This is a genomic window from Rhizobium sp. K33 (assembly GCF_056501445.1).
This window is the reverse complement of record NZ_CP096478.1, coordinates 916920-935389: the sequence shown is the minus strand read 5'-3', so window position 1 is coordinate 935389 and position 18470 is coordinate 916920. Positions and strand designations below refer to the sequence as shown.

The 18470-nt window shown below is 62.3% G+C and carries 18 protein-coding genes and 1 pseudogene; 7 read left to right on the top strand and 12 right to left on the bottom strand.

Translation table 11 applies throughout. The features are described 5' to 3' along the window. Positions 1 to 207: 207 nt before the first annotated feature. From M1E12_RS04625 to M1E12_RS04605, 5 genes and pseudogenes are all read left to right on the top strand, one after another. On the top strand, positions 208 to 2976 hold the full coding sequence (locus M1E12_RS04625; RefSeq protein WP_479563905.1) for a DUF2339 domain-containing protein: 2769 nt from the start codon (positions 208 to 210) through the stop codon (positions 2974 to 2976). Positions 2977 to 3043: 67 nt separating this feature from the next. Further along, entirely contained in the window at positions 3044 to 3697 is a 654-nt protein-coding gene (locus tag M1E12_RS04620; RefSeq protein ID WP_479563904.1) for an HD domain-containing protein, read from the top strand. Between the two features lie 12 nt (positions 3698 to 3709). After that, a complete protein-coding gene (locus tag M1E12_RS04615; protein ID WP_479563903.1) occupies positions 3710 to 4555 on the top strand; it encodes an MOSC domain-containing protein in 846 nt (281 codons plus the stop codon). Positions 4556 to 4908: 353 nt separating this feature from the next. Continuing rightward, positions 4909 to 6129: an MFS transporter gene (locus tag M1E12_RS04610; protein ID WP_310237563.1), complete on the top strand. Its 1221-nt coding sequence runs from the start codon at positions 4909 to 4911 to the stop codon at positions 6127 to 6129. Positions 6130 to 6531: 402 nt separating this feature from the next. Then, positions 6532 to 6711: pseudogene (locus M1E12_RS04605) on the top strand (hypothetical protein); the annotation flags it as partial. A gap of 2 nt (positions 6712 to 6713) precedes the next feature. On the opposite strand, the gene recO reads toward M1E12_RS04605, so the two are convergent. Together recO and M1E12_RS04595 are read right to left on the bottom strand one after the other, a co-directional pair. Then, positions 6714 to 7487 (bottom strand): DNA repair protein RecO, encoded by a 774-nt coding sequence (gene recO, locus M1E12_RS04600; protein ID WP_310237560.1) that lies wholly within the window; start codon positions 7485 to 7487, stop codon positions 6714 to 6716. A 53-nt stretch (positions 7488 to 7540) separates the two neighbouring features. Beyond that, the gene (locus M1E12_RS04595; RefSeq protein ID WP_479563902.1) at positions 7541 to 8188 is read right to left on the bottom strand and encodes a TetR/AcrR family transcriptional regulator; all 648 of its coding nucleotides are present in this window, start codon (positions 8186 to 8188) and stop codon (positions 7541 to 7543) included. A 105-nt stretch (positions 8189 to 8293) separates the two neighbouring features. Here M1E12_RS04595 and M1E12_RS04590 point away from each other — a divergent pair, with 105 nt between their 5' ends. Continuing rightward, positions 8294 to 9454 (top strand): AbrB family transcriptional regulator, encoded by a 1161-nt coding sequence (locus tag M1E12_RS04590; protein WP_479563901.1) that lies wholly within the window; start codon positions 8294 to 8296, stop codon positions 9452 to 9454. A 21-nt stretch (positions 9455 to 9475) separates the two neighbouring features. On the opposite strand, the gene era is transcribed toward M1E12_RS04590, so the two are convergent. The 8 genes from era to rpoZ form a co-directional block, all read right to left on the bottom strand. Continuing rightward, on the bottom strand, positions 9476 to 10417 hold the full coding sequence (gene era / locus M1E12_RS04585; RefSeq protein WP_310237551.1) for a GTPase Era: 942 nt from the start codon (positions 10415 to 10417) through the stop codon (positions 9476 to 9478). A 9-nt stretch (positions 10418 to 10426) separates the two neighbouring features. After that, on the bottom strand, positions 10427 to 11152 hold the full coding sequence (gene rnc / locus M1E12_RS04580) for a ribonuclease III (RefSeq protein ID WP_479563900.1): 726 nt from the start codon (positions 11150 to 11152) through the stop codon (positions 10427 to 10429). After that, on the bottom strand, positions 11149 to 11886 hold the full coding sequence (gene lepB / locus M1E12_RS04575) for a signal peptidase I (protein ID WP_136538706.1): 738 nt from the start codon (positions 11884 to 11886) through the stop codon (positions 11149 to 11151). The genes rnc and lepB overlap by 4 nt, the downstream gene beginning before the upstream one ends. A 97-nt stretch (positions 11887 to 11983) precedes the next feature. Then, a complete protein-coding gene (gene acpS, locus M1E12_RS04570) occupies positions 11984 to 12388 on the bottom strand; it encodes a holo-ACP synthase (RefSeq protein WP_113459214.1) in 405 nt (134 codons plus the stop codon). 1 nt (position 12389) lies between these two features. Next, positions 12390 to 12971 (bottom strand): DUF2062 domain-containing protein, encoded by a 582-nt coding sequence (locus tag M1E12_RS04565; RefSeq protein ID WP_479563899.1) that lies wholly within the window; start codon positions 12969 to 12971, stop codon positions 12390 to 12392. A 134-nt stretch (positions 12972 to 13105) separates the two neighbouring features. Then, positions 13106 to 13255 (bottom strand): DUF3563 family protein, encoded by a 150-nt coding sequence (locus M1E12_RS04560; protein ID WP_113459212.1) that lies wholly within the window; start codon positions 13253 to 13255, stop codon positions 13106 to 13108. Positions 13256 to 13483: 228 nt separating this feature from the next. Then, complete coding sequence (locus M1E12_RS04555) at positions 13484 to 15712, bottom strand: RelA/SpoT family protein (protein ID WP_136538702.1); 2229 nt, start codon at positions 15710 to 15712, stop codon at positions 13484 to 13486. Between the two features lie 99 nt (positions 15713 to 15811). After that, positions 15812 to 16213: a DNA-directed RNA polymerase subunit omega gene (gene rpoZ / locus M1E12_RS04550; protein WP_006727366.1), complete on the bottom strand. Its 402-nt coding sequence runs from the start codon at positions 16211 to 16213 to the stop codon at positions 15812 to 15814. Between the two features lie 296 nt (positions 16214 to 16509). Between rpoZ and M1E12_RS04545 the strand changes: the two genes are divergently transcribed. After that, on the top strand, positions 16510 to 17094 hold the full coding sequence (locus M1E12_RS04545; RefSeq protein WP_113459210.1) for a LabA-like NYN domain-containing protein: 585 nt from the start codon (positions 16510 to 16512) through the stop codon (positions 17092 to 17094). 344 nt (positions 17095 to 17438) lie between these two features. Here M1E12_RS04545 and M1E12_RS04540 read toward each other — a convergent pair whose 3' ends face one another. Continuing rightward, entirely contained in the window at positions 17439 to 17858 is a 420-nt protein-coding gene (locus M1E12_RS04540; RefSeq protein ID WP_479563898.1) for a DUF3830 family protein, read from the bottom strand. Between the two features lie 2 nt (positions 17859 to 17860). Then, positions 17861 to 18337 (bottom strand): SsrA-binding protein SmpB, encoded by a 477-nt coding sequence (gene smpB, locus M1E12_RS04535; RefSeq protein ID WP_113378446.1) that lies wholly within the window; start codon positions 18335 to 18337, stop codon positions 17861 to 17863. Positions 18338 to 18470 lie beyond the last annotated feature (133 nt).

Below are 18470 nucleotides of genomic sequence, written 5' to 3'. Positions count from 1 at the left end.
ATGCTCATCTTGAGCATAATTGACACCAAAGAAAACCGGCGATCGCCGGTAGTGCCGATTTAGAAAGTTTCGGGCGGGATTGCAAGGGCTGCACATCGAAGGACAGTCATGCCGCGAACCTCGGGATCGCCACGTGACACACTACGCTTTCCCTTCCCGGGAAATGGATTAGTTTGAGGCCTCAGACCGCAAGTGCTGCGAGGCCAAATGTTCGAACTGCTGCCGCTGATCCTGATCGGCGTTCTCTTTGTCATCAACCGGGGCGCGACCAAACGGATCGACCGGCTGGAAAAGGAACTGGGCGATGTCCGCGAACGGCTGCTTCGACTGAACACGACGGGCAGCGCGGACGCGGAAACAGTTATCGCTCAGCCCGAGGGAGAAGAGCGGACAGAGATTTCCGAGCACGTCGCGACGGCACCCGAGGCGGAAGAGCCATCCCCGGCCCCAGCCCCTGCACCCCAACAGAGCGAGCCCGCATCGCTGACGGATGACGACACCATGCCCGTCGCAGCACGCACCCCGCCTGCGCCGGCCGCTCCGGCTGACAGCCTCGAAAACCTGCTTGGCGCCCGTTGGGCGGTCTGGGCCGGCGGCCTTGCCCTGGCTCTCGGTGGCGTCTTCCTCGTCCGCTACTCCATCGAGAGCGGGCTGCTCGGCCCCAGCGTGCGGTTGACGCTTGCCGCCCTGTTCGGCCTCGTCCTGATCGCTGCGGGCGAGCTGGTCCGCCGCAAGGCGCTGCCCAAGGCAGACGCGCTTTATGCCAATGCCATGGTGCCCGGCATCCTGACGGCAGCCGGTGCCGTCTCCCTGTTCGGCGCCATTTACGCCGCCCATGGGATCTACGAATTCATCGGCCCGACGCTCGCCTTCATCCTGTTGGCGCTGACCGCTTTCGGCGTGCTCGGCCTCTCCTTGCTGCATGGTCAGGCACTTGCCGGCTTGGGTCTTGCAGGCTCCATGCTGACGCCGCTCCTGATCTCCACGACGGCGCCGAACCTCTGGACGCTTTTCATCTACCTGACGGTTGCGCAGGTTGCGACGTCGTTTGCCGCACGGCTCAAGGGCTGGCTTGTCGTGCCGGCCATCGCGCAGGCGCTGCTCGGCCTCTGGGCTTTGGTCGCGCTCATCGACATGACCGACATCACGCCGATCCCCCTGTCCCTGATCGCCATGATTGCCGCCTGGTTGCTGATTTGGCCTGGCGCCACGAAGGATGACCCGGCGGTTGCGGCTTCGCCACTCTCTCTGGACGCTCTCGGGCGCCGCATGGCCTCCGGCCCGCTCGGGCTCGACATCACGCTGTCGCTCGCCGTGCTGCTGCCCGCCCTTGTCATGCTCGACCGCGGACCGACCGTTTCGCTGCCGCTCTTCGGCTTTGCCGCGCTTATCGCAGCACTGGCCGCGGCCGGCAGCGCCCGGCATGGCGCTTTCTGGCCGACGATCCTTGCGTCCGTCGGCGCCCTGCTGGGCGCAGTCGTGAAGTCAGGCCTCATCCTGCAGGCCCAGATTCTGCTCTTCGGCTTCGGATGGGACGAGACCGCCGTCACGGCCCTTGGCGGACCGGTCATGCTCATCCTGCTCGGGCTTGCCGCCATCTTCGTCCTGCTCGGACTGGCCCAGATCCGCCGCCGCTTTGCCCAGGATCCCTTGTTCTCAACCGTCTGGGCAGTGATCGTGGCGATCCTGCCGGTCCTGCTCGCGACCATCAGCTTCGTGTTCTACGGCGTCTACGCGCGGGACTGGAGCCATGCCCTCTTCGCCATTGCCCTCGGCGCGGTGCTGATCGCCGGCGCAGAACTCCTCTCTCGTCAGGGAGCCTTGCCCGTCTTCCGCCGCGGGATAGATCTGCTGCTGGTCGGCAGTTTCGCCGCCTTTGCGCTGGCGCTTCATGCTCTGACCGATGGCATCATCACCACCATCCTGCTCGCGCTTCTCGGCTTTGCCTATCTGATGGCGACCTGCAAGCGGCGCTGGAGCGGTCTGCCCTGGGTGATGGTCGCAGCCCTCGCCTGCGTGCTGGTCCGCATCGCCTGGGACCCGACGCTCGTTGGGGCTGAGGCGCTGTCGCGGACTCCCTTCCTCAACCAGTTGCTACCGGGTTATGGCATCCCGGCGCTGCTGGCCCTGCTCTCGGCCTATGAACTGCGCAACTGGCCGGGCGCAAGGGTTCGCAATGCCCTTCAGGGGCTTGCGAGCCTTCTCGGCCTGCTCACCATCGCCATTCTGGTGCGCCATGCCATGAATGGCGGTGTCCTGGATTCCAGCGTGCCGACGCTTGGCGAGCAATCGATCTACACGCTGCTGGTCGTTGGCCTTTCGGGCATCCTCATGACGCTCGATCTGAAATCGCCGAGTCCCGTCTTCCGTTACGGCTCCATGCTGGCCGGCGGCATTGCCATTTTCCAGACGGTGAGCCTGCATCTTGGCGCGCTCAATCCCTATTTCACCGGCGAGAGCACCGGCAGCTGGCCGCTGATCAACCTGCTTCTGATCGGCTACCTTCTGCCGGGCCTCGGCTATGCGGGCCTTGCCTATTACGCCCGTGACAAGCGGCCCCTGCCCTATGTCATCCTGCTGGCGCTCTCGGGCGCCGTGCTCGGCTTTGCCTGGGTGACGCTCTCCGTCCGCCGCTTTTGGCAGGGCGAGTTCATTCCCTACTGGAAAGGGTTCGAGCAGGCGGAGACCTACACCTATTCCGTCGCCTGGCTGGCGATCGGTGTCGGGCTCCTGGCGCTCGGCTCGCGCTTCGATGCCAGAAGCCTGCGCATCGCCTCGGCCGTCATCGTCATCCTGACCGTCGCCAAGGTCTTCCTGATCGACATGGCGAACCTCGAGGGCGTGCTTCGCGCCTTGTCCTTCATCGGTCTCGGCTTCGTCCTGATCGGCATCGGGCTCTTCTATCAGAAGATCCTGACCGGCAAGACCGCCCGGCCGGCCGCGATGGACGAGGACGAGGCACCGACAGGGATCTGATCATGGGCGGTTGAACACGGAGCGTCCGCAAGGCTAGATGCGGCCAGCTGAAACGGGAACCCATCGCTTGACCGCCCTTCTCACCGCCGCCGATTTTCATCCGCACGAGGCCCTCGCCGCCCAGCTCCTCGCCCATGCGACAGAGGGCGACGATGGTTCGCATGATCTTGCCCATATCCACCGCGTCTTCAAGAATGCGATGAAGATCCAGGTCGGCGAAGGTGGCGATGCGGACATTCTCGCGGCCGCCGTGCTGCTGCATGATTGCGTGGCCGTCGAGAAGAGCTCGCCGCTCCGCTCGCAGGCCTCGCGCCTGGCGGCGGAAAAGGCGAGCGGCATTCTGGCAGGGTTCGGCTGGTCTGAAGCCAAGATCGCAGCGGTCGCGCATGCGATCCTGACCCACAGCTTTTCCGCCAATATCCCGCCGGAAACGCTCGAAGCCAAGATGCTGCAGGATGCCGACCGGCTGGATGCGATCGGCATGGTCGGCGTCGCGCGCTGCTTCTATATTGCCGGACGCATGGGGTCCGGTCTCTACCATCCCGCCGACCCCGGAGCCGAGCATCGCCCGCTCGACGACCGTTCCTATGCGATCGATCATTTCCCGGCAAAGCTCCTGAAACTCTCCGAGGGCTTCCAGACCGCGACGGGCGCCAAGCTCGCCAAGGAGCGGCATGAGCGGCTGACGCTTTTCCTCACCCTCTTCCGCGACGAAATCTAAGGCAACAGCACTATGCAGATCTCCGGGCTTTTCATCTATCCCTTCAAGAGTGCTCGCGGCATTGCGCTGCCTCAGGCGCGGATCGAGGCTATGGGCCTTGCCGGCGACCGGCGGATGATGCTGGTCGATCCTTCGGGGCATTTCATCACCCAGCGTGAACTGCCGGAGCTGGCGCGGCTTTCGGCCCTTCCCGGCGCGGCCTATCTCACTCTTCGCTTCGATGACGGGCCCGAGATGATGGTCGCCCCGCCGCAGCCGGACAATCGCATGGATGTGGCGATCTGGCGCTCGATCGTCAGCGCCGCCGTCGCCCATGACAGCGTCAACGACAAGCTCTCCGACCTGTTCGGCCGGCCAGTGAAACTGGTCTTCATCGATGGCGATAGCCGCCGCGACGCCAGTCCGGAATGGGCGGGCGAAGGCTCGCCGATGGGCTTTGCCGATGGCTACCAGATCCTCGTCACCACAACGGGTTCGCTCAGGGCACTCAATGAAGACATGGCGCGCCATGGCGAAGGCTCGGTCGACATGGACCGCTTCCGCCCGAACATCGTGGTCGACTGCGATGAGCCCTGGGCCGAGGACACATGGACTGGGATCGAGATCGGCGGCCTCCGCTTCGATTTCGTCAAACCCTGCCCGCGCTGCATCATGACCACCCAGGACCAGGCGACCGGCTCACGCAACGGCGCCAACCCGATGCCCGCCATGGGCCGCATCCGCATGTCCGCCGACCGCCGCGTGCCCGGGGTCCTGTTCGGCTGGAACGCCGTACCACGCGGCGAGGGAGTGGTGCGGGTTGGCGATGCGGTGACTGTGCTCGGCAGCCGTGAGGCTTGGGCGATCAAGCAGCGGTGAGGTTACGGCGTCAGCAGAGCGTGCGGCGCCCATCTCCCCCTTGGTGGGGGAGAAAGCGATTTCGATGAGTTAGTCGTGGCGCAAGCCACGGCTAAACATCTGAAATCGCAAGTGAGGGGGTCCGTCAGTCTGCGCCCACATAACCAATCCCCTCACCAGCAAAATCTGAAGTTTAGGCCGCTTGCGCTGGCCTAAGCCTTCGATTTTTGCAACCTCTCCCACAAGGGGAGAGGTGGTACGCATCGCCCTCGCCCACCTGACATCCATCAAATCCCCTGATGGCCAGTTCATCAAAAGGCGTTTCTGCTCATCAATCGACTGCACTAATGTGTGATCGACAGAGGAGTATCCGCATGAACACTGCAAGCCGACCCGCCATGCCCTGGCTCATCATTCTCGCCGGATCGCTGATCGCGGTGATGACCTTCGGGCCGCGATCGGCCATGGGGTTCTTCCAGTTGCCGATGCTCGCCGATCGGGGCTGGGACCGCTCCACCTTCGGCCTTGCCATGGCCTTCCAGAACCTGTTCTGGGGCATCAGCCAGCCCTTCTTCGGGGCGCTTGCCGACAAATACGGCACCGGCCGCGTGCTGATTTCCTCCGGCGTGCTCTATGCCGCAGGCCTCGTGATGATGGCCAATGCCACAGCACCCATCTGGCTGCATATCGGCGGCGGCGTGCTGATCGGGCTTGCGATCGGCGCTGGCTCCTTCAGCGTCATCCTTTCGGCCTTTGCCCGCAACGTGACGCCTGAGCAGCGGTCGATGGCGTTTGGCATCGGCACGGCAGCGGGGTCTGCCGGCATGTTCCTGTTTGCGCCGCTGAGCCAGGGCTTCATCTCGGCCTTCGGCTGGTCGGACAGTCTCGTCATCATCGCCGTCATGATGCTGGTCGTGCCGCTCCTCGCCTTCCCACTCCGCGGCAATGCGCAATCGGGCACGCAATCCGGCAACCAGTATCAACAGACGATCGCCGAAGCGCTGAAGGAGGCCTTTGCGCATAAGAGCTATCTGCTGCTGACCACCGGCTTCTTCGTCTGCGGCTTCCAGGTGGCCTTCATCACCGCGCATTTTCCGGCCTATCTCGGCGATATCGGCATCGAGGCCAGCTATGCGGTCATCGCCATGGCGCTTATCGGCTTCTTCAACATCATCGGGTCGCTCGCCGCCGGCTGGATCGGGCAGCGTTATTCGAAGCCGTATTTCCTCGCCTTCATCTATATCGGCCGGTCGATCACGGTGACGCTCTTCCTGCTTCTGCCGCAGACGCCGCTCTCGGTGGTGATCTTCGCCGCCGTCATGGGGCTTCTCTGGCTTTCCACCGTGCCGCCGACCAATGGCCTGGTCGCCATCATGTTCGGCACGCGTCATCTGGGCCTGCTCGGTGGCCTGGTCTTCCTGTCCCACCAGATCGGCTCGTTCCTCGGCGTTTGGATGGGCGGTTATCTTTACGACCACTTCGGAACTTATGACCAGGTCTGGTGGTTGGGTGTGGGCCTCGGCATCTTCGCGGCTGTGGTGCATTGGCCGATCCGCGAAAAGGCTGTCGAGCGGCCCGCGCTTGGCATGGCATAATTTCGCCCAAAGTGAGATCATTTTTCGGCATTTCCTGCATGCCGGATCAAAATTCCTGTGTTTTCAGCTGACAGCGACTGTCACAGAAAATTATTTTATTTTTTGCGGGCCTGCCGTTGACGGATTCCGAGCCAGCACCTACCTTGTGCCTGCTGGTTCGGACACTGACGACGAACCATGCTTGGCCTCCGCATTGGAGGCCGCAGCCAAAGTAAGGAGGTCAGCGAAATGCAAGTTGTGTTTCATGGTGCCATCCGATCCTGGCAGACGACCCCGTGCCTCGTGATGGTGGAACGTCATCACGCCTGCTCCTGTCGAATGTGACGCAGACCTAAGCCTGACATCCACAAACGACTATTGAAACAGCGCCGTGCCTTCAGTGCACGAGCGGGGAATTTCGTTATGAAGAAGCAAGTCATCGAATATGCCGGGATCCCGGTTGGCATCACCATTCCCGACGGCGATAGGGTCAAGTTCATCGCCGTCAAATATCCGGTCATCGACCTCGACGGCGGTAGCTATCGCAATATCAGCGAATTGCAGGCCGCCATTCACGAGCACATGGCCAAATCCGCGCCGGAAGATCAGGCCGTGTTCTTGGGCGCGGCCAATGCGCCCGTGGCATCGAGCGAGCGCAAGGTCTTCAACGCGGCCTGACAGAAACCCTCGCGTGCCGCGCCCGGCTCCAACCCGCGCGGCACGTAGACGTGTCGATCCAGAAAATAGGACGTGAGCCGAAAGGCTGCTGCCAGACTGTCGGGATCTGCCGCCCGGTTTGTGCCGGGTGTCAGGAAATCCGGTAGTGTCAGCATCTTGTCGGCCCAGGGCGCACCCGCTTCGCGACTGACCGCCCTGCCCGACTTCGGCGAGACATAGGCGAGGTCGAAACGGGCGCCGGTCGCCGCACATTCTTCGAGATCCAGGCCAAAACCGAGATCATTGAGCAGCGCAAGCTCAAAGCGGACGAAGAGTTCGCCCGCCGTTGCCGGCTCCTCCAGATGATCGAGAATGACATCGAGCGCCTCGAAGAGATGCGGATGCGGATCGCGCTCCGGCAGGAGCCTGAGCAAGGCCGCCAAAGCCTGGACACCATAAACCGCTGTTGCGCTCTCCATCAGCCGCCCGGCCCGCAGGACCAGCGGCTCGATGCGGTATTCGCCGAGATGTTCGTCCAGGCGGGCCCGCCAGGTCACTTCCAGACGATTGCCCGGCTGAAGCACGGGCTGCATGGCCCGCGAACGACCGGAACGCACCATGCCCAGATGCCGACCGCGGCTGCGCGTCATCATCTCGGCAATGACGCTCGTTTCGCCATGCCGCCGCACCCCGAGAAGGATCGCCTCATCTGTCCATTGCATGATCGGGTTTTACCGCAGAGCGGCATCCGGAGCGAGGCTTTTCGACGGCGTGTTCAGATTTCAGCGAGGTAGCGCTGGACCCAGCCGCGCCAATGCGCGATCGCTTCGGACTTGCCGGGATAGCGTTTCTCTTCATGCAGTTGCACGAGTGACTTCATGGCTTGGAAGAGGACCACCGACATGGCCTGCGCCTGATCCTCGGCGAGCTCGGGACGCCAGAGCGTGAGGATCTCCGCGATCCGCCGGCGCAAGCTTTCCCGCAAGACACCGGGTCGCACGCCGGGTTGCTCCCAGCGGGCATCGAGCAGGCTGAGCGCCAGGCTCCGTTCCGCGGCATGGGCCACGAGAACATCGAGCAGCCGATCGGCGAGCTGGGTGCCGTCGAGATCGGCGACCTGCGCCCTGATCCGGTCGAGCGCCGCCTCGACATGCTCGGCATAGCGCGCGACCAGAGCGTCGGCGAGCACATCCTTGTTGGGAAAGAACTGATAAAGTGACCCGATCGGCGCGCCGGCACGGGCGGCAATCTCCGTCATGGTGGCGGCCTTGTAGCCCTGCTCGGCGAAGACGGCGGCACCGGCGTCCAGGAGTTTCGCGACACGTGCGATCCCCCGCTTACGCTTGGGCTCCTTCGCCGTCGGCATAGAGGGCGCCTGCTGTGCGGCCTCTGTCGTCGCCGAACTTGACTTTTGCGAGGTCATTCTCATAAAACTCGTTTGTGAGGTACGCCTCATTTATTTTATGAAATTGCGCTTTCGTCCAGCCCTTTCCCGGGATGAGGCCTCAGACGAAGGACGGAGATGGCCATGCCTTCGGACAGCAACAACGAGGATCGACCGCAGCCCGAGGCGAAGGGCGCGGACGCCGCAACGGTTTCCGAAGCCGGCGCGAGCGCACTGCCAGCACCCGGCCTGCTCACGCCGCTTCCGGTCTTCCTGCGCTGGGTCATCCTCTTCATCTTGTCCTTTACCATCGCGGGCGGTCTGTTCTTCGCCCATATCCCAGGCGCCCTGCTGCTCGGGCCCATGGTCGCGGCAATCCTGGTTGCCACCAATGGCGCGCGGCTTTCGGTGCATCGCTACCCTTACATCTTCGCCCATTCGCTGATCGGCTGCATCATCGCCCGCTCGATCGATCTCGGCACGCTTGCGACGGTCGCAGACGACTGGGTGATCTTCCTGGCGATCGTGCTGTCGATCATCGGGGCAAGCAGCCTGTTCGGTTATCTGATGGCCAAAGCCGATGTGCTGCCCGGCACGACCGCCATCTGGGGAACCTCTGCCGGGGCGGCCTCTGCCATGGTGCTGATGGCGGAGGCGCATGGGGGTGATCCGCGGCTGGTCGCATTCATGCAGTATCTGCGCGTCGCCTTCGTTGCGACCGGGGCATCGCTGGTCGCCGCTTTCGTCTTCAACGCCGAAGGCGGTGCGACCAAGGCCGTCATCTGGTTTCCCGAAACAGACTGGCGGGATCTCGCTTTGACACTGGCGGCAGCGCTTGCGGCCGCGTCCGTCGCCGCCCGTTTCCGCATCCCGGCCGGCACGATGCTTCTGCCGCTCATCGTCACCACGACCCTGCATGTGATGGGCTACATCACGCTGCAGCTGCCGGAATGGTTGCTCGCCCTCGGATATGGCGTGATCGGCTGGCGAATCGGCTTGTCCTTCACGCGCCGCATATTGCGGCACGCCGCAGGCGCCCTGCCCCAGATCGTCGGATCCATCCTGGTCTTGATGGCCTTTTGCGGCGGAATGGCCTTCCTGCTCTGGTCGCTGCATGACATCGACCCGCTGACCGCCTATCTCGCGACGAGCCCCGGCGGGCTCGATTCGATTGCGATCATCGCCGCGACCACGCCGGTCGACATGTCCTTCATCATGGCGCTGCAGACTATGCGGCTGATCCTGATCATCCTGATCGGACCGCCAATCTCGGACTTTGTCGCCAGGCGGGTGGCGAAGGGCTGACAGCCCTTCGCTTCGTCTCAACTAGTCACGCGGGAATTCCAGGCCCATTTCGCGGAAGCGCTCGGGATCGTTGCCCCAGTTTTCGCGCACCTTGACGAACAGGAAGAGGTGCACCGGCTGCTCGAGGATCTCGGAGAGTTCCTTGCGGGATGCGGTCGAGATCGACTTGATGGCGTCGCCGTTCTTGCCGAGCACGATCTTCTTCTGGCTGTCGCGCTCGACATAGATCACCTGCTCGATGCGAACCGAGCCATCCTTGCGCTCTTCCCACTTTTCCGTCTCGACATGCGAGGAATAGGGAAGCTCCTGATGCAGGCGCAGGAAGAGCTTTTCGCGGGTGATCTCGGCGGCGAGCTGGCGCATCGGCAGATCGGAGATCTGGTCCTCGGGGTAATACCACGGGCCTTCCGGGAAGGTTTCCGCGAGGTAGTCCATGACATCGTCGCAGCCGGAGCCGGTCGTGGCCGAGATCATGAAGGTGCGGTCGAACTTGACGGCCTCGTTGGCAGTCTCGGCAAGCTTGAAGAGATCTTCGTGGCGAACGCGGTCGATCTTGTTCAAGACGAGGATCTTCGGCTGCGGCACATCCTTCAGCGCCTCGAGGATTGCCTCGGCGTCGCCACGGAGGCCGCGCTCGCTGTCGATCAGCAGCAGGATCAGGTCGGCATCCTTGGCGCCGCCCCAGGCCGAGGTCACCATGGCGCGGTCGAGCTTGCGCCGCGGCTTGAAGATGCCGGGCGTGTCCATGAAGACGATCTGCGCGTTCTTGTGGATCGCGATGCCGCGCATCACGGCGCGCGTCGTCTGCACCTTGTGGCTGACGATCGACACCTTGGCGCCGACGAAGCGGTTGACCAGCGTCGACTTGCCGGCATTGGTGGGGCCGATCAGGGCGACGAAGCCGGATCGGGTCGGGGTGTTGCCGGTGGCTTCGCCACCGTCATGGGGTTCGGTCTCGCTCATATCTTCCAATCAGTTCGCGTCGGAGGCCTTCGCCCAGACGCCTTCGCGTTCGAGAATCTTCGTTGCGGCCACCTGCTCGGCGGCGCGCTTGGATCGTTCGATGCCGACCTCGGACTTCAGGCCCGGGATTTCGACGATCACCGTGAAGCGGGGATCATGATCCGGTCCGGAGCGATCGGCAACCTTGTAGATGGGCGGCTTGCCAAACTTGGCATGCGTCCATTCCTGCAATTCGGTCTTGGCGTCGCGGCGGGCGCCATCGGCGCGGGCAGCACGACTGGTCCAGTATTTCAGGATGAAGCCGCGGGCGGCCTCCAATCCTGCCTCAAGGTAGATGGCCGCAATCAGGCTTTCCACCACGTCGGCGCGGACATTCAGCATGTTCTTCGCCGTGATCTTCTTCACGTCGGAGCCGGTGCGGATGAAGCGGTGCAGCTCCATCTCGTCTGCAACCGAGGCGCAGGCTTCGGCGCTGACCAACTGGTTGAAGCGCACCGAAAGCTCGCCTTCGGTGGCTTCCCTGAAGGTCTTGAAAAGCAATTCGGCGACACACAGGCCGAGAACACGGTCGCCGAGAAATTCCAGCCGCTCGTAGTCGCCCTTCTTCCCCCGCGAGACCTGAGCGCTGGCATGCGTCAGCGCCCGCATCAGGCGGTGGCGGTCGGCGAACTTGTGGCCGATCGCAGCTTGAAGCTGCTCCCAATCCTTTTCGCCGACCACTTTCTTGTCCGTCATTCGACCACCTTGAACAGGCGATCCCAACGCATGTTGGCCGGCCACTTCCAGACTTCGCGGAACGAGGTGTCGTTGCCGAGCGAGAAGAAGATCAGCGACGCCTTGCCGATCAGGTTCTCGGCCGGCACGAAGCCGACGTCAAAGCGGCTGTCCAGCGAGTTGTCGCGGTTGTCGCCCATCATGAAGTAATGGCCTTCCGGCACGATGAATTCGCGGGTGTCGTCACCACGGGTGCCCTGGGCCTGGTCGAGCGTGTCATAGCTCACGCCGTTATCAAGCGTTTCGCGGAAGACCGGCACGTCGGTGCCGGGATCGAGGCGGTAGTCGGAGGTAAAGACGCCATCTTCAACCTTGGGAACCGGCGTGCCGTTGACGTTCAGAACACCACCGATGACCTGGATCCGGTCGCCCGGCAGGCCGACGACGCGCTTGATGTAGTCGATGCTCGGGTTCGGCGGGAAACGGAAGACGGCGATATCGCCGCGCTCCGGTTCGCTCGCAAAGATGCGGCCTTCGAAGAGGTCGGGCGAGAAGGGCAGCGAGTATTTCGAATAGCCGTAGGAGAACTTGTTGACGAAGATGTAGTCGCCGACGAGCAGCGTCGGCATCATCGAGCCGGACGGGATCGTGAAGGGCTGAAAGAACACGGTCCGGATCACCATGGCCAGGAGCAAGGCCTGGATGATGACCTTGACGTTTTCCCAGAGGGCACTTTGCTTCTTTTCTTCGCTCACGCGGGTCGGTTCCTTCTTGCGAAAATCCTGCTCTCTCTAGTCGGTTCGGGCGAGCGCGGCAACCGCGAAGCCCTGTCGATCAGCGCGACCAGATAACTCAGCGACTTTCCGGCAGGGCTTCAACGATGACGAATGCCTGGGCATAGGGAAATTCGTCGGTGATGGTCAGGTGGATCTGGGCGACATGGCCCGGCGGCAGAAGACGTTCGAGGCATCTGGCCGCACCGCCGGTCAGTTCGAGACCGGGCTTGCCGTTCGGAAGATTGACGACGCCCATCTCTTTCCAGAAGACACCTTCGGCAATGCCCGTGCCCAGGGCCTTGGCCATGGCCTCCTTGGCGGCAAAGCGCTTGGCATAGGATGCGGCACTGTCCTTGCGGCCGTTGGCACGCGCCTGCTCTTCCTCGGTGAAGCAGCGGGCGGTGAATTTTTCGCCGAAGCGGGTGATCGACTTCTCGATCCTCCTGATATCAACGAGGTCGCTGCCAATGCCGATGATCATGTCAGATGCTCGATCCCTGGAGGGCTTCCGCAAGGCGGGCGCGCGCCCGTTCGGCAAGCCGCTCCCGGCGCCGCGCCTGGAACTTCGCCACGGTGAAATAGATGATGCAATAGATGATGATGCCGCTGACGATCGCAAGGGGGATCGCCCCGATCAACATCGGCTTCAGGATCGGCTGCCACATGCTCTCGATCGCGGACAGGGAGAAGCGCTTTTCCAGATCGACACTTTGCGCAGCCGGATTGCCCTTGCCGATCAGCCGGTGCCCGACCTCCCAGGTTGCCGCCCAGATGAAGGGAAAAGTCAGGGGGTTGCCGAAGGCCGTGCCGATCGCGGCGGCGACCATGTTGCCTGCAATCAGGTAGGCGATGGCAAAGGCGAGCACGAAATGCAGGCCGATGAACGGCGTCCAGGAGGATGCAACCCCCGCTACCACGCCGGCGGCGATGGCATGCGGCGTGGCCGACAGGCGCAAGACGCGCTTGGTGAGATAGTGAAACGACCGGATGAAGCCTCGACGCGGCCAGAAAAGCTCACGCAGCTTTGTCAGTCTTGAGATCGGTTGCCGGCGTCGAAACAGCATGCGGGATATGTAGTTGATCCTCGACGGTCTCGGCAAGGAAAAGCGGCTGACACCGTGACCAAAAAGCAAAAGACGCCGGCGGAAACCGGCGTCACAGCAAGGCTTAGATCGGCTTTGTGTCAGGCCGAAGGCAATCAGCCGCGGCGGAACATGCCACGGTCGATTTCGCGCTGGCGGTATTCCAGGTCGACCAGGTCACGGGCGCCGTTCAGGTAGTTCATTTCGCGCTCAGCAGCAGTCGGGACGCGAAGGGCGCGGGCGATTTTGCGGATCGGAGTAAACATCGTTTTATCCTCGGTTCGTTCTCTTCATTTGTTGTCCCGAAGATAATGTTGCGGCGCACAAAGCACCAGAGACAAGAATTGAAGACAGCCATGCACCAGATGCATGGCGGAGCCTTTGAGGTTTACCAATTGGGCAGGATTGTGATGAAATCGGAGGCAAACGGCTGATAAGCAGGCGAGCGGCGGGTGATCACCACCCGCCCCTTCTGTAAGCCGCGTGCTCTCGCGTCAGTCGTAGACCCGCTTGACGGTCGAGATGCAGTCGAGCTCCTTCAGCTCGCCGAGCAGCTGGCTCAGCTGGCGCAGATCCCAGACCTCGAGATCGATCGCCATCTCGGTAAAGTCGGTGGCGATGCGGATCATGTTGAGCACCCGGATGTTGACGTCGAGGCGCGCGACGCATTGCGCGACTGTTGCCAAGGTCCCCGGCTCGTTCAGAGCATTGATCAGGATGCGGGCAACAAAGCGCGACTTGTTGGCCTCATCGAGATCCCAGCGCACATCGATCCAGCGCTCCGGTTCGTTTTCGAAACGCTGCAGGGCGGATGCCTGGATCGGGTAGATCGTGATGCCCTTGTCGTCTTCCATAATGCCGACAATGCGGTCGCCGGGAACGGCTCCGGCAGGCGAGAAATGCACCTCGGCATTGCCCGACAGACCGCGAATCGGCAGCGGATCCGGGCCATCGCCGGCTGTCGGCACATCGCCCTTGGGATGGGCCGGACCCGGGATCTTGAAGACCATGCCATTGGCGCTGTTCATCGCGAACCAGCCCTCGTCGGAGGATGGTTTTACGGTGACGCGTTCGTCCTGATAGTCCGGGAAGACGGCGCGAAGCACGTCGAGCGAGGAGGTCTCGCCGCGGCCGACGGAGGCGATCGCGTCTTCCACGTCGCGCTGGCCGAGACGATGCAGCGCCGGACGCAGGGTGTCCTTGGAAAAGACCTTGCCGGCGCGCTCGAAGGTGCGCTCGAGGATGCGCTGGCCGAGACCCGCATATTGCTTGCGGATGGCCATACGGGTTGCACGGCGGATGGCAGCGCGCGCCTTGCCGGTGACGACGATTTCTTCCCAGGCCGCCGGCGGCACCTGGACGCCGGAGCGGATGATCTCGACTTCATCGCCATTCGACAGGCGCGTGACGAGCGGCATGATCGAGCCGTTGATCTTGGCGCCGACACAGGTATCGCCGACATTGGTGTGGACGGCGTAGGCAAAGTCGATCGGGGTGGCACCCCGCGGCAGCGCGATCAGCTTGCCCTTCGGCGTGAAGCAGAAGACCTGGTCCTGGAAGAGTTCGAGCTTGGTATGCTCCAGGAACTCTTCCGGATTGTCGCCTTCGGCCAAAGCCTCGATCGTGTGGCGCAGCCAGGAATAGGCATTGCTTTCGCGCTGCAGCGGCTCGCTCGCATCGCCGTTTTCGCCATCCTTGTAGAGGCTGTGGGCCGCGATGCCGAATTCGGCGATGTCATGCATGCGCCGCGTGCGGATCTGCAGCTCGATACGCTGGCGCGACGGGCCGACGATGGTGGTGTGGATCGAGCGGTAATCGTTCTGCTTGGGCGTCGAGATATAGTCCTTGAAGCGGCCGGGCACGACACGCCAGCGGGTGTGCACGATGCCGAGCGCGCGGTAGCAGCCGGGAATGTCGTCGACCAGGATGCGGAAGCCATAGACGTCGGAAAGCTGCTCGAAGGAGAGCGACTTCGACTGCATCTTGCGGAAGACGGAGTAAGGCTTCTTCTGGCGGCCTTTGACGGACGTGTTCAACAGGCCGTTTGCCACCAGAAGCTCGCGCAGCTCGTCCTCGATCTTGGTGATCAGGCCCTCGTTGCGGGTCGAGAGTTCGGCGAGACGGTTGGTGACCGTCTCATAGGCTTCCGGGTTCATGTAGCGGAAGGACAAGTCCTCCAGCTCGTCGCGCATGTCCTGCATACCCATGCGGCCGGCGAGCGGCGCATAGATTTCCATCGTCTCTTCGGAAATGCGGGCGCGCTTGTCGTCGCGCATGTGCTCGAGCGTGCGCATGTTGTGCAGGCGGTCGGCGAGCTTGACGAGCAGCACGCGCACATCGTCGGAAATGGCGAGCAGGAGCTTGCGCAGGTTTTCAGCCTGCTTGGCCTTCTTGGTAACGAGGTCGAGCTTCTTGATCTTGGTCAGGCCCTCGACGAGGCGGCCGATATCCTCACCGAAGAGTTCATCGATCTCTGCGCGGGTGGCGGACGTGTCCTCGATGGTGTCGTGCAGGAGCGCGACTGCAATCGTCGATTCGTCGAGATGCATGTCGGTTAGGATGGCGGCAACTTCGAGCGGGTGAGAGATATAGGGGTCCCCGCTGGCGCGTGTCTGCTTGCCGTGCTTCTGCATGGCATAGACATAGGCCTTGTTGAGCAGAGCTTCGTTGGCATCGGGCTTGTATTTCTGCACCCGCTCCACGAGCTCGTATTGCCGCATCATTCCACGCGTCTCCTAGAAACGAAAAAGCGCGCCAGTCGAGACGACTGGCGCACGCTTATCCTACAGTCCGAAGCAGACTAATTTCCGACAGGTTGACGATTAGTAATCGTCGCTCTTTTCCGGCGGAACCAGACCTTCGATACCGGCAAGCAGCTCTTCTTCCGACATCTGGTCGAAGGTGAGCGTTTCCGGCAGCTCGTCCTCTTCCTCGCCCTTGCCGGCGGTGCCGGTGTTGGCGAGCATCGAGCTCGGCTCCTGCTCCGGCTCGTCGACTTCGACGTGCTTCTGCAGCGAATGAATCAGATCTTCCTTCAGGTCGTCGGGCGAAAGCGTCTCGTCGGCGATTTCGCGCAGCGCCACAACCGGGTTCTTGTCCTTGTCGCGATCGATGGTGATCGGCGCGCCCTGGGAGATCTGGCGGGCGCGGTGGCTCGCGAGCAGAACGAGCTCGAAGCGGTTTTCGACTTTGTCGATGCAATCTTCAACGGTGACACGGGCCATTGCCTGTCCTTTGCGATCTTGAATGCGTGGGATTGACCGGTGCGATACAGGCAATGGACGGCAAATTCAAGTTTTTCGTGCCGTCGCCCCGCCAAGCCCAAAAATGAAGGCCGGAAAAGACCCTCTTTACACCACATTTCAACCGCAAGCTGCTTGGATTGCGCCATGCGATGCCCTAGATAGATTTTTATATGATCATTTCATAATGTAAAGCTGTGGTCATATGTGGAGGGGCAAGGTATTGTTTTGATTGCCAATTGCCGAGACTGATCATTTTTTGACGTAAGGATATCGAGATGTTCGACCCCCGCGAGAAAATTGCACTCTTTATCGACGGCGCCAATCTCTATGCTGCCTCCAAGAGCCTCGGCTTCGATATCGATTATCGCAAGCTTCTGAAGGCTTTTCAGAAGCGCGGCTATCTGCTGCGCGCCTACTACTACACCGCCCTCATCGAGGACCAGGAATATTCCTCGATCCGCCCGCTGATCGACTGGCTGGATTATAACGGCTACAAGGTCGTGACCAAGCCGGCAAAGGAATTCACCGACTCCATGGGCCGCCGCAAGGTCAAGGGCAACATGGATATCGAGCTAGCCATCGACGCGATGGAACAGTCGGAAACCGTCGACCATCTCGTGCTTTTCTCCGGCGACGGCGACTTCACCACGCTGGTCGAAGCGTTGCAGCGCAAGGGTCGCAAGGTCTCGGTCGTCTCCACCATGGCGACGCAACCGCCAATGATCGCCGACGATCTCCGCCGCCAGTCGGACCACTTCATCGACCTGATGACGCTGAAAGCCGAAATCGGCCGCGATCCCTCCGAACGCGGCATGCCCCGGGCACCGGAGCCGGCCACGGCGAGCGAAGACGAGCACTGAGGGATTTTGGGGCACCCTGCCCCACGATTATTGCTTAGCCGCACGTTACCCCCCTCTGTCACTTCGTGACATCTCCCCCACAAGGGGGGAGAGTGGGGCGTGGCTGCGATGCGGCCACACCCTCCCCTTGAGGGGGAGGGTCGGAGCGAAGCTCCGGGGTGGGGTGACGGCCCAAAGTTTACAGAGATCGTGAAAACGCCGAACTCGAAGCAGGGATCACCCCACCCGCCGCTTTGCGGCGACCTCCCCCTCGAGGGGAGGTGGGGAGCGCGCGACCAGGTTAAGCCCTCCCCCTTGTGGGGAGAGTTTGGGAGGGGACTTTCTTCAAACCTCTCGAGAAAAACTCACATCGCCTCGAAGGCAATATCCTGCGCGCCCTGCCAGAGCACTTGTCTGCCCATGGCCTCCAGCTGCTCCTGACCCTTCGTCACCGTCAGGAAATGATTGCCCGCCAGCACGCCCATCTTGCTCGCAAACTGCGAGGAGCCATAGGCGAAGAGCAGTTCGGTTTCGCTGAAACCGCCGGGATAAAGCAGGATGTCGCCGCGGGAGGGGTGGGCCGTGTGGTTTTCGAAACCGGCACCGAACTGGAAATCACCGAGCGGCACCCAGACCGCCTCGCCTGACCAGCGGGAATGGATCGCCTGGTTGCGGAACGGCAGGAAGCTTTCGAAGATGCGGCAGGTCTCGGGCGCCTTCTCGCGCTCGAGCCTCGCCTCGAAGACGAAGGGGCCGACGGTGACCTTCAGATGCGAGAGCGCCATGATCAGCCCGTCTTCAACAGGCGGGATTTCTGGCGGTTCCAGTCGCGTTCCTTCTCGGTCTCGCGCTTGTCGTGCAGCTTCTTGCCCTTGGCGAGCGCGAGCTCCAGCTTCGCCCTGCCCTTTTCGTTGAAATAGATCTTGAGCGGCACCAGCGTCATGCCCTCGCGATTGATCGAGGCGCGCAGGCGGTTGATCTCGCGCTTGGAGAGCAGCAGTTTGCGACGACGACGCGGCTCGTGATTGAAGCGGTTCGCCTGCAGATATTCCGGCAGATGGGAATTGATCAGCCAGATCTCCTCGCCCTCGTCGGAGGCATAGGATTCGGCAATATTGGCCTTGCCCTCGCGCAGCGACTTGACCTCCGTGCCGGTCAGAACCAGACCGGCCTCGTAGGTGTCGACGATCTCATAATTGAAGCGCGCCTTGCGGTTTTCCGCAACGATCTTGTTGACGACGCGCTGTGAGCCTTTGGGGGCCATGGCCTGATCTTCCGTTTCGCCCGTGATTTTGTCGTGTGCCGCCTAGCGCCCGGGCGGGGCGTGGCGGGTATGACAGGTATGTAATGGAGGATGGGGGGGAAATAAAGGTGGGGAGTGGGGCTCGCGAATGGAA